The following is an 11089-nucleotide window of genomic DNA, read 5'->3' as shown; positions in this document are numbered from 1 at the left end:
GCCCATACGCCTAGCATCCCCAATTAAACTGGGCTACAAGCAAAGTAAGTGGGTAACTCAAATTACATTCGTCAGCAATTTGTTACCTCGTAAAGGCTATTGGGAGGATCAGGGTTATGAGTGGTTTGCAGGACTATGAGGGAGCAGGGGGCAGGGGAAAATTTTACTTTGTCTGCTTGCAATGGGATGTTTTTTTATTTGGAAGTTTTTTACATCTCTACACTATAGAGGGATGGGGAATTATGGGAATTAGTTAAAAATCGTTTGGGAAGTCACAAAAAATTAGACACCCAATATCTGAAACTCCTTATCTAGAATTGATTTTGACGAGCTAGCAAAAAGCATGGAAAAGTAACAGCATGACTACAGAGAATCTAAATACCTTGCCATCATCTCCAGCCCAGACCGAATTAGAATTCATAGATTCTCCCGGTTGTCAATCAACAAGTCTGCACGACTCGGATGTACCGGAAGTGGACTTGTTTAGTCCACTGAAAATTCGAGATATCACCCTGCCCGATCGCATCGCAATGTCACCAATGTGTCAATATTCGGCAGAGAATGGATTGGCAAATGATTGGCATTTTGTCCATTTGGGGAGTCGGGCTACTGGAGGCACTCATCTGATTGTAGTGGAAGCTACAGCCGTGACAGCCCAAGGGCGAATCACCCCTGGCGATCTTGGTCTTTGGGACGACATGCACATCGAGCCACTAGCTCGTATTGTCCGCTTCCTTCGTGAGCAAGGAGCGATCGCAGGGATTCAATTAGCCCATGCTGGCCGGAAGGCGAGTTGCAATGTTCCTTGGCTGGGTGGTACACCGTTAACACCTGAAGAAGGCGGTTGGACTGTAGTCGGCCCAAGCCCAATTCCGTTTCAAGAGGGCGGCCCCGTTCCCATAGACCTCGATGAGGCTGGGATTGAAGAGGTGGTTGAAGCCTTCGTTGCTACAACCCAGCGTGCCGTTCAAGCGGGCTTTCAGATTATCGAAATCCACGCGGCTCATGGATATCTACTGCATTCCTTTCTTTCGCCGCTAAGTAATCAACGAACAGATCGTTACGGAGGTTCGTTAGAAAACCGAATGCGTTTGTTACTGGAGGTTACAAGACGAATCCGGGAGATTCTGCCAACCGGGATGCCGCTTTTTGTGCGCCTCTCTGCTACCGACTGGGTAGAGGGAGGTTGGGATCTCAAGCAGTCAGTTATATTATCCCGCGAATTAAAGGAATTAGGCGTTGATTTAATCGACGTTTCCACAGGAGGCTTAGTCCCTCATGCCAGGATTCCCGTGCAGACAGGTTATCAAGTGCCTTTTGCTGCCAAAATCCGAGAAGAGGCTGGGATTAGGACAGGGGCTGTGGGGATGATAAAGGAGGCTGAGTATGCCAACCAAGTAATTACTCGTGGATGTGCGGATTTAGTTCTCATCGGTAGAGAAATGCTCCGCGATCCATATTGGTCAATTCATGCGCGTTCCCATTTGGATGAAGAACCGAACTGGGCTTTGCCTTACGGCTATGCAGTTAAACAACGGAGATAAGGGAAATAAATCTAAACAGCAGGTGTTGCGATCGCAATGGTAAAGTTTGAGATTGCCACGGTGCGATCGCAATTGACTTATGTTTCCGCAGATGATCAGTAAATGGAGCTAAAAGACTCTTTACAGCACTTACGTCTATTATGAGGTACAGTAGATTAAAATATAAATACTTTTAAATGAAGTCCTACTCTGTTGATCTTCGAGAAAAAATAGTTGCAGCACATCTTGAGAAAAACATTTCAATCAGGAAAGTGGCTAACATTTTTTCAGTCTCAAAAAGTTTAGTACAAAAGCTTGTAAAACAACAAAAAGTTGAAGGAAATTTACAATCTAAACCGCGAGGAAAGCCACAATTTAGTCATTTAACAAATGCTGACACAGAGTTGAGAGAATTAGTTGAATCATATCCAGATGCAACATTGATAGAGTTGTGTGAATTATTTGCAGACAAGACTGGCAATTGGGTAGGTCAAAGTGCAATGTGTCGTGCGTTACAGAAATTAGGATTAAACCGGAAAAAAAACAAAGCGGAGTACCCAAGCTCTTACTGAGAGAGTCTTGAATTTAAGACTAGATTATTGGGAAAAGATCAAACATATAGAGCCAGAAAATTTAGTATTTTTGGATGAAACTGGTGTCCTATTTGGGTTAACGAGGACTCATGCCCGTTCACAAATGGGAACAAAAGCTTACTCTTTTAACCCCTTCTATAGAGGCTCAAAAGTTACAGTGATTGGAGCAATTAGTATTAAAAAAGTAGTTGCATTAATGACAATGAATGGTTCAATGGATGGCATTGCATTTGAATTATTTATTGAGAAATTTTTAGTGCCGCATTTATGGGCAGGAGCAGTGGTAGTAATGGATAATTTATCCGCGCCTAAATTAGATTCAATTGTGCCAATGATTGAAGCTGTAGGTGCGAAAGTTATTTGTTTATCCTCATACTCCCCTGATTTTAATCCAATTGAATTATGGTGGTCACAACTTAAATCTTTTTTACGCAGTTTTGCTCCAACTACAACGGAAATGGTTGATAAATTAATCTCAGTTGCACTCGACTTAATAAATCCTCAACATTTAAGAAACTGGTTTGCTAGTTGCTGCTACTGTACCTCATAATAGCCGTAGATGCTGTAATGAAGTTCAAAGGCTCATTAATGGAGTTCAGAGGCTCATTAATGGAGCTAAAAGGCTCATTAAGTAGACAAACAAAAAGATTTACAGTCATTGCGATCGCACCCTTCGCAGATCATATCGTAGAGAAGTAGTTCTAGGCGTTGCGATCGCATTATTTTGCTTCACTGCATTTGCAATGACATTGTGTAATTAATTATGTTGCCTACTTATTAGACTAAAATTTGAATCCCAGGCGGGTAATGCAGCCGGTGCAGATTACCTAAATTACTGAAACCAACGGCAGACAAAAGCAACCATTCTCCTGAATCAAGGCTGACGATTCCGCCGCAAGTATTCCAGATTTTCACGGTAGGTTATTGTATTGGGATGATTTGCCCCCAGCCGTTGTTCAGCAATTTCCAAAGCTTCGATATACAAAGGTTCGGCATCGCTAGACCTCTTGCAAAAGTCTATCCCCTTTTCCACATCCCGTCAAAAGTCAGGTTGAGCGACAGCATTTGTTTGTTCCTGGATTTCTCACCACATCTCATTAATTAAATAAGTAATGAGTAGAACTCTTGCATAAATATTTTATGGTATAATTAAGGGTTGTTATATTTTAAATTTTGGAACATTGAAATAGTAAGAGGCTATCACTTTCTTCTAGCAAGTATTATCTAGCGATGCCTACGGCGGGCTGCGCCTACGCTAATTAAGAAGATGACAGCAAACATCATTTCAGTTATTGATTAATACTGAAACTATTGGTTAATTCGATTTTTTTATTCAATTTATAGTGCTAATTCGTGATTATAAATTCCCGCAATTAAATTCGACCTTAAGCCAAAACGTCGGTGACGGTTTCGATATCTATCAGACAAAATTTTAAATATCTTTAGACGACGATTTACGTGTTCAACATAGTTAATTTAGGACGGCGACCAGGCTTCTTCTTTTTTTGAGCATCAGCTTTAACTACATCAACCATTAATTCAAAGGTTTTACGGCTCACTCCAGTGATTCGCTTAAATTTTTTTGCAGTAAGCTGTTTGGCGTTCTCTATTTTCACTGTTCCTCAAAGTCCTAATTGCAAATTGCCAAACCTTTAATCATACCACAAAACACTTTTGCAAGAGTTCTATAGTTATTAACCACAGTCATTACACCCCTCCCCGCAAGCGGGGAGGGGAGACAAAGCATAGCTTTGGCGGGGTGGGGTTCTTCGGGTTTAATAAGCAATCAAACAGACATGATTGATATAAGAGGTTATTCCAGAACTTGGGGCTTAAGCCCCAAGTCTTGCCATGTCGCCTTCACAAGGCTACCTTAAACCTTAGACGTGAGAAATCTTGATATTTCCGCATGTGCCAACACAGCAGCAGGTTCGCGCTGGAGAGCGTTGTAATACTTTCTCTCGAAGGTATTGCCCGTCTCTAACGGTATAATCAACGTGCGGACATCAGCAATCAACTTTTCAAAATCCTCTATTGCTATCGGTTCATCTGCTTCGAGCATTTCGTCAACTTGCACAACCATCTCGGAAATGCGATGTAGCCAAGCAAATTGTTCATGAGCGATAACTAGCTGAAGTAGTTCTCCGCTTGATACTCGTCCACTAACTTGTTCGTAGGCAATGCGTTCTGTATCCAGCAACATCTTATGAAGGTGGAGTAATTTATTTCGTAAATCACGCAGATATTGATGTTGACGTATTCTTTGTGAAAGTGTGTTAGAAGTCAAGGTTACCCATCCTTTCGTTACGATAGTCTTGAATGGCTTAAATAATTGCTGCGTCAGTATTCATCACGAATAGACTGTAGCGAACAACTGGTTTGTTGAGTGATACGCTAGCGATGAGAAGCATATCCAATGATGGCGTAGCAAGATCCCCGCAGGTATACGGGAGCGTCACTCAACATACATTGCCTCACTGTCTTGTGCAAACAGCATTATTAGCCATCTGCCCAACTTCAGTTTATGTATTCGGTTTCCTTGTTAAGACGCATGACAATCAACATATCTTTTTATAACTGTTGTATCTTATATTTGATTACTCATATATTAGCATAAACTTATAAGAAGTACATAGTGTAGAACCTATCGAGAAAATATCAATTATGGGAAAACTGTCTTAATGTCGCTAGCATACGTAATTCTAGGTCTTCTTCAGCAGCAGGAAATGACGGGCTATGACCTCAAAACGAGCTGCTTTGATCAATGCATTGCCCATTTGTGGCCAGCAGACCAAGCACAAATTTACAGAACTCTCGATAAGCTAGTTGAGCAAGGCTGGATTACCTGTACAATTGAGATTGGGCGCGATCGCCCCAACCGCAAAGTCTACAGCGTAACGGAGCCAGGGAAAGCCGAATTTACCCGATGGCTTGGGACTCATCAGCCTTTGCCAACTATCCGAGAACCAATGCTAGTCCAGTTGCATTTTGCAGATCAGTTGCCGAATGACACTATCATTTACCTACTGGAAGAACAATTAGCGGCTAGAAGGAAAAAGCTTGCTGAATGTGAAATCATTGATTTGCCATCACTTGGTGATGAATCTGCCAACCGTGAGCAAGTAATGCAAAGGCTTGTGTTAGAGTTGGTGATCCGAAGAGAACAGACTTATATTGATTGGTTGAAGATAGCGCTCAATGTTATCACTCACCAAAAGACTTATGCATCAAATTATCAGATTCTTTGATACTCCCTAGCATTAAAGGACTTCCAACTAAAAAAATAATCAATCGTTTTGGAAGGCAGGGGGAGAAAAAATTGGATAGTGACGTTGGATGTTGGAATTGAGTAATTTAATTTTTGGATGTTCCTAAAGCGAGGGGGATTCCTGTTCCAATCGGCTTCTTTCGGATGATTGGCTATTTTCTGTTTAGATACGTCCACAGGCTCAAAATTATACTATGGGGCGTTTTCACCAGAACCTTTGCGCTAGCATCTCAAAAAGAGGAAGCCGTTGGCTCTAGCTCGTTTTTCTGTAACTCTGATAAATCAAGGCAATGGTAACAATAGCAGTCAATCCTTATCTCGATCGTAATTTTGCTCCAGTCCGCGAAGAAATCACCACCGACAAGTTGCCAGTCATTGGTGAATTACCCCTTGACTTATCGGGGATGTTTGTCCGAAATGGCCCTAACCCTCAATGGAAACCCATCGGTGAATATCATTGGTTTGATGGGGATGGGATGTTGCATGGTGTGCAAATTAGCAATGGCGTAGCCACTTATCGCAACCGCTACGTCCAGACAGCCGGATGGAAAAAAGAACGAGTTGCAGGTAAGGCTCTCTGGAGTGGGTTGTTAGAACCACCACGAATGGATAACCCTCACGGTGGTTACAAAAATACTGCCAATACTGCCTTAGTGTGGCACGCTGGTCAGATGTTGGCGCTGAATGAGGGAGGTAAACCTCACGGCATCAAGCTTCCTGACTTAGATACTATTGGCGAGTATAACTACAATGGCAAGCTGGTTTCTGCCTTCACAGCCCATCCCAAGGTAGATGCAGTGACGGGCGAAATGATGTTCTTTGGCTACTCTTTCTTTGCGCCACCGTACCTGCAATATAGTGTGGTTTCAGCACAAGGCGAATTGTTGTGGACAGTGCCAATTGACCTGCCAATGGGGGTGATGATGCACGATTTCGCCATTACTGAAAACTACACCATTTTTATGGATTTGCCGTTGACTTTTAACCCACAAAGAGCGCAACGGGGAGAACCTGTCATAATGTTTGAGCGCGATCGCTCAAGTCGTTTTGGCATTGTAGCACGTCACGGTAACAACAGTAATATCCGATGGTTTGAGAGTCCCTCTTGCTACGTCTTCCATACCCTCAACGCTTACGAAGAGGGAGACGAAGTAGTGCTGATTGCTTGTCGCATGAGTTCTACTACCGTCTTGATTTCTAGTGATTCGCAACCCGACCCAGAAGCAAATATCCCGCGCTTGTATCGCTGGCGATTTAACCTCAGCACGGGAACAGTACGCGAAGAAATGTTAGATGATGTAGCTTCTGAATTTCCCCGCGTCAACGAAAACCTATTGGGGCGACCAAACCGATATGGCTACACTAACAAAGCGGCAAACAATCCCCTACCTTTATTTGAAGGTATTATTAAGTACGACTTCAGCAGTGGAAAGTCTCAAACCCACGAATTCGGAAAGGGGCGCTATAGCGGTGAAGCTGTATTTGCGCCGCGTCCTGGTGCAACGGCTGAGGATGATGGTTGGCTTATGACTTTCGTCCACGATGAGGGTTCAGATACTTCAGAATTAGTAGTGGTGAATGCCCAAGATATGACTGCTGAACCTGTAGCGCGGGTGATAATTCCTCAACGAGTGCCTTATGGATTTCATGGTACTTGGGTTGCAGGGGAATAGTCGATCATTTCGCTTTTACAGTCAGCAATTATTATAAAAAGACCTCTCCCTGGTTGTGCTACGCAAAACCTGTCCCTCTCCGAGTCGGAGAGGGACAGATTTAAACTTTAGTTCAAAGCAGAGAGAGGTTAGTGGAATTCGCGTTTACGTTTTTTCCCTATACCCACCAGCGTAGTTAATTACACAAATTGTTCTATATGATTTGTGAGTTCCATAAGCAACACCCGACACTTTAAAAGCGCCGTTAAAAATGTTTGTTCTATGACCGCGATCAGGTACACCATCATCAATAATTAACTGCATGACAATATCTTGGGCGGTGTTTGGGCCATAGCTGATATTTTCGCCTGCGGTTGTTTGCCATTTACCATAGCGGTTGATGCGAGTAAAGGGACTGCTACCATCGCTACCATTATGACCTAGAGCACCTTTTGGGCCTTGGTCTTTAACATGGTCTTTTGCTCCTAAAGACATACCCTTTGATGCACTCAACGCCCCCACAGGACGTACTGATTTCAGAAATGCGATCGCCTCATCAACTGGTTTGACTCCTTCTTGAGTTCGCAAATAGGTATTATTAGAAATTTTGACTCGGTTCCCCTCAAAGCGCTTTTTATAGTTTTGCAAAATCGGGAGATATGACTTGGGATTTGTTCGTACCTTATTTGTTTCAACAATTACCTGTTGTTCCAGTGGTGAAAGATAACTCGCCTTTGCTAATAAAGTTGAAGTGCTAGGTTTAACTACTGTTGCGTTAGAGTTTGCCACAGACGGGCTAGATTGCAACAGTTGATTTGAGCAACCGAATATCAGGGCTACTGGCAAAAGTACCCAAAATTTAATGCGATACATTCATTACCTCACAATTTTTTCTATGGATTAATTTAGTAAATTAGAAGAAATAATAATTTTCAACACACACAGAAGTTTGGAGACGCTTCTTGATTCATAATTTTAGAAGCGGCTTGTTATCATACATTAAAACTTCGATCAGTCCCCTAAGAAGAATAGAAATAAGTTGATCAAGAGTATAGATAACACTGCTATCATCTTTGTTCCTTGAGTGTTAAAAAAGATTACTTAATACCTGTTGTAACCTAGCTAACACTTAAACGTAAAGCACAAAATTTTTTTTAATTTATTATGCCTGCTTTTAAGTACAATAATTCAGAACCTTCGGTATTTGTCGCCACTGCCCAACTGCGATTATTTCTCCCTATACCCATCAGCGTAATTAATTACACAAATTGTTCTATATAATTTGTGAGTTCCATAAGCAACACCAGACACTTTAAAAGCGCTGTTAAAAATGTTTTTTCGATGACTGCGATCGCGCACACTATCATCAATAATTAATTGCATGACAATATCTTCAGCAGTGTTGAAGCCATAAGTGATATTTTCACCTGCGGTTGTTTGCCATCTGCCATAGCGGTTAATGCGAGTAAAGGGGTTGCTACCATCGCTACCATCATGACCTGTAGCACCTTTTGGGCCTTGGTCTTTAACATGGTCTTTTGCGCCTAAAGACATACCCTTAGATAGACTCAATGCTCCCACAGGAGGTGCTGATTTCAAAAATGCGATCGCTTCATCAACTGCTTTGACTCCTTCTTGAGTTTGCCAATAGGTATTATTAGAAACCTTTACTAGGTTTCCCTCAAAGCGCTTTCTATAGTTTTCTAGAATCGGGAGGTATGATTTAGGATTTGTTCGTATCTTATTTGTTTCAACAATTACCTCTTGTTCTAACGATGAAAGGTAACTCACTTTTGATAAAGTCGGACTAGTTTGTGGAACTAATGCTGGGTTAGAGTAGGCTACAGACGAGTTAGATTGAAACAGTTGATCTGAGTAGCCAAATATCAACGCAATTGGCAAAAACACCCAAAGTTTCATGCGGCGCATTTATTACCTCACAATTTTTCTATGGATTAATAGTTTGAGGGAATTAGACAAAATTAGGACTTACGCAAATTTACACTTTGAGAAACCAGCGTTGGCGATACATCAGAACGCCAACAGCCCACCACAACAACATGGTGACTATGGCGAAAAACAGGGAACCATTCAGTACTCCGGCCCAAGATGCGAAAAAATTCTGGTAAATCCAATTGTAGGTACTGGGAGCATCTTTGCTTGTGCCGATAGTGGTTTTCACTAAAATTTTAATCAATAAAACGGATGGAACGAAAAGTGCGATCGCATTTAAGCCCATAATTTCAAAAGGTTTACTCCAGCGACGATTCGCCCGGACTTCAATGAGTTCATAACAAGCTGCTAGCAATAGTAACGCCCAACCACTGGTGAAAACTACATAAGAGCTTGTCCACAGCTTTTTGTTGATGGGAAATATCCACCCCCACGACCAACCGATAATTAAACAACCAACTCCAAATAATGCTAAACCTATACTTGTGCGTGACTGTATAGGTTGACTGCGTATCCATTGACCAGTAAAGTAGCCAGCGAGGACGCTTACTATCGCAGGAATAGTACTGAACAGTCCCTCTGGATCTCCCATAAAGTTGAAACCATCACCTTTATATAGATGTGCTTTGGGAATAATCAGACGGTCAATATAAGCGCCAAAATTACCTTCCCGCGTCAAAACTCCCGCGCCATATTCTGGGACTGGTACGTACATCATCGTTAACCAGTAGCCGATAAGTAACACAACTACTAGTATCCATTGACCTTTGCGCGGAAGGTTGAGAACTATTAAGGAAGCCAGCAGATAGGTAATGCTGATGCGCTGTAACACTCCCATAATGCGGATACTACTCAAGTCAAAAGTCCAAATACCTTGATTCCAAAAGCCATTTAGTAGCAATCCCAAGGCAAAGAGAATGGCGGCGCGGCGTAAGATGCGCCAGTAAATAGCTGAGGTTGGTTTCTTATCTTCGGTGTACTTTGACAACGAGAAAGTCATTGCTACGCCGACAATAAACAGAAAGAAAGGGAATACCAAATCAGTTGGTGTACAACCGTGCCAATCGGCGTGGGCTAAGGGAGGATATACATCATCTGCGACTCCCGCCATATTGACGAGAATCATCGCAGCTATGGTAATGCCGCGAAAAACATCCAGTGAAGTCAGGCGCATAAGCGGAATTTTCTGTTAGATGAGTATCTAAGTACAGCATTTCATTAATTCGTAGCGAATTAAATTTGGCAATGCTAATGCATCGGCTGACAATGCCAATGCGTTCCCTTACATTAAAAACGCTACGATTTTACGCAAAGCTGTACTAAACTACCCCGCTTGATACAAGTAATCAAGCAAAATTTATAAACTTAGATACAAGGTAAAATTTTGTTAAGTAATTACCACAACTCGCTATGCCAATCAAAGTTGGAGATACCGCCCCTAATTTCACTCTCCCTGCTCAAAACGGCTCAACAATTAGCCTCCAAGATTTTCGCGGCAAAAATGTTGTCCTATATTTTTACCCCAAGGATGACACACCCGGATGTACTGCTGAATCCTGCGCCTTTCGCGATCAGTATGAAGTGTTTAAAAGCGCTGGCGCTGAAGTTGTCGGCGTGAGTGCTGACTCCACCGAATCTCACCAAAAATTTGCTGCGAAATACAATCTACCTTTTACGCTGTTAACTGACAAAGGCGACCAAGTGCGAAAGCTATATGGCGCAACAGCAGCCTTTGGCTTATTCCCTGGTCGCGTTACTTACGTTATTGACCAACAAGGAGTTGTGCAATACGTCTTTGATTCAATGTTTAACTTTAAAGGTCACGTTGAGGAAGCGCTGAAAACTTTGCAACAGATTGCAAGATAGGGGAGTGGGGAGTTATATCATGTCCGCTTGATTGCTTATTAAACCCGAAGAACCCCACCCCGTCAAAGCTACGCTTTGTCTCCCCTCCCCGCTTGCGGGGCTACCGTGTATACACAAGTCGGATGTAAAGTAGGTGCAGAGGATTTTTGAGAAGCAAAAACTATGGATAATCCAATCTTAATTCACGCATCGACGACACCAGGAACGGCATTTGGAGACCCAAGGCTGATAAAA

Annotated in this window: 11 protein-coding genes and 3 pseudogenes; 7 read left to right on the top strand and 7 right to left on the bottom strand. The window is 42.4% G+C overall.

The window, feature by feature from the left end; translation table 11 throughout:
• The 4 genes and pseudogenes from VE944_RS26705 to VE944_RS26690 form a co-directional block, all read left to right on the top strand.
• A pseudogene (locus VE944_RS26705) lies at positions 1-139 on the top strand (oxidoreductase); the annotation flags it as partial.
• Between the two features lie 220 nt (positions 140-359).
• A complete protein-coding gene (locus tag VE944_RS26700) occupies positions 360-1544 on the top strand; it encodes an NADH:flavin oxidoreductase/NADH oxidase (protein ID WP_324984328.1) in 1185 nt (394 codons plus the stop codon).
• A 176-nt stretch (positions 1545-1720) separates the two neighbouring features.
• On the top strand, positions 1721-2095 hold the full coding sequence (locus VE944_RS26695) for a helix-turn-helix domain-containing protein (RefSeq protein ID WP_324984324.1): 375 nt from the start codon (positions 1721-1723) through the stop codon (positions 2093-2095).
• Positions 2096-2102: 7 nt separating this feature from the next.
• Entirely contained in the window at positions 2103-2666 is a 564-nt protein-coding gene (locus tag VE944_RS26690) for a transposase (protein ID WP_324984322.1), read from the top strand.
• Positions 2667-2990: 324 nt separating this feature from the next.
• Here VE944_RS26690 and VE944_RS26685 read toward each other — a convergent pair whose 3' ends face one another.
• The 4 genes and pseudogenes from VE944_RS26685 to VE944_RS26670 all read right to left on the bottom strand — a co-directional run bounded on the left by VE944_RS26685 (position 2991) and on the right by VE944_RS26670 (position 4403).
• Entirely contained in the window at positions 2991-3149 is a 159-nt protein-coding gene (locus tag VE944_RS26685) for a tetratricopeptide repeat protein (RefSeq protein WP_324984331.1), read from the bottom strand.
• A gap of 305 nt (positions 3150-3454) precedes the next feature.
• Positions 3455-3583: pseudogene (locus VE944_RS26680) on the bottom strand (IS5/IS1182 family transposase); the annotation flags it as partial.
• A gap of 5 nt (positions 3584-3588) precedes the next feature.
• Positions 3589-3732, bottom strand: a pseudogene (locus VE944_RS26675) (IS5/IS1182 family transposase); the annotation flags it as partial.
• Between the two features lie 257 nt (positions 3733-3989).
• On the bottom strand, positions 3990-4403 hold the full coding sequence (locus VE944_RS26670) for a hypothetical protein (RefSeq protein ID WP_181373946.1): 414 nt from the start codon (positions 4401-4403) through the stop codon (positions 3990-3992).
• 394 nt (positions 4404-4797) lie between these two features.
• Between VE944_RS26670 and VE944_RS26665 the strand changes: the two genes are divergently transcribed.
• A complete protein-coding gene (locus VE944_RS26665) occupies positions 4798-5364 on the top strand; it encodes a PadR family transcriptional regulator (RefSeq protein ID WP_324984314.1) in 567 nt (188 codons plus the stop codon).
• 310 nt (positions 5365-5674) lie between these two features.
• The gene (locus VE944_RS26660) at positions 5675-7057 is read left to right on the top strand and encodes a carotenoid oxygenase family protein (RefSeq protein WP_324984311.1); all 1383 of its coding nucleotides are present in this window, start codon (positions 5675-5677) and stop codon (positions 7055-7057) included.
• A 144-nt stretch (positions 7058-7201) separates the two neighbouring features.
• Here the strand turns inward: VE944_RS26660 and VE944_RS26655 are convergent, their stop codons facing one another.
• The 3 genes from VE944_RS26655 to VE944_RS26645 form a co-directional block, all read right to left on the bottom strand.
• Positions 7202-7909 (bottom strand): CAP domain-containing protein, encoded by a 708-nt coding sequence (locus tag VE944_RS26655; RefSeq protein WP_324984308.1) that lies wholly within the window; start codon positions 7907-7909, stop codon positions 7202-7204.
• Between the two features lie 354 nt (positions 7910-8263).
• Positions 8264-8965 (bottom strand): CAP domain-containing protein, encoded by a 702-nt coding sequence (locus VE944_RS26650; RefSeq protein WP_324984305.1) that lies wholly within the window; start codon positions 8963-8965, stop codon positions 8264-8266.
• 70 nt (positions 8966-9035) lie between these two features.
• The gene (locus VE944_RS26645) at positions 9036-10163 is read right to left on the bottom strand and encodes an acyltransferase family protein (RefSeq protein WP_324984302.1); all 1128 of its coding nucleotides are present in this window, start codon (positions 10161-10163) and stop codon (positions 9036-9038) included.
• A gap of 236 nt (positions 10164-10399) precedes the next feature.
• Between VE944_RS26645 and VE944_RS26640 the strand changes: the two genes are divergently transcribed.
• Entirely contained in the window at positions 10400-10855 is a 456-nt protein-coding gene (locus tag VE944_RS26640) for a peroxiredoxin (RefSeq protein ID WP_324984299.1), read from the top strand.
• Positions 10856-11089 lie beyond the last annotated feature (234 nt).

Source organism: Nostoc sp. (genome assembly GCF_035638895.1).
In the GTDB taxonomy this organism is placed as follows: Bacteria; Cyanobacteriota; Cyanobacteriia; order Cyanobacteriales; family Nostocaceae; genus Nostoc.
The sequence above is the reverse complement of the archived record's forward strand: the minus strand, read 5'-3'. Positions and strand labels throughout refer to the sequence as shown.

Coding starts and splice junctions, on each gene's coding strand:
- VE944_RS26695 (WP_324984324.1), top strand. CDS start 1,721: ATGAAGTCCTACTCTGTTGATCTTCGAGAAAAAATAGTTGCAGCACAT.
- VE944_RS26640 (WP_324984299.1), top strand. CDS start 10,400: ATGCCAATCAAAGTTGGAGATACCGCCCCTAATTTCACTCTCCCTGCT.
- VE944_RS26700 (WP_324984328.1), top strand. CDS start 360: ATGACTACAGAGAATCTAAATACCTTGCCATCATCTCCAGCCCAGACC.
- VE944_RS26660 (WP_324984311.1), top strand. CDS start 5,675: ATGGTAACAATAGCAGTCAATCCTTATCTCGATCGTAATTTTGCTCCA.
- VE944_RS26645 (WP_324984302.1), bottom strand. CDS start 10,163: ATGCGCCTGACTTCACTGGATGTTTTTCGCGGCATTACCATAGCTGCG.
- VE944_RS26655 (WP_324984308.1), bottom strand. CDS start 7,909: ATGTATCGCATTAAATTTTGGGTACTTTTGCCAGTAGCCCTGATATTC.
- VE944_RS26665 (WP_324984314.1), top strand. CDS start 4,798: ATGTCGCTAGCATACGTAATTCTAGGTCTTCTTCAGCAGCAGGAAATG.
- VE944_RS26650 (WP_324984305.1), bottom strand. CDS start 8,965: ATGCGCCGCATGAAACTTTGGGTGTTTTTGCCAATTGCGTTGATATTT.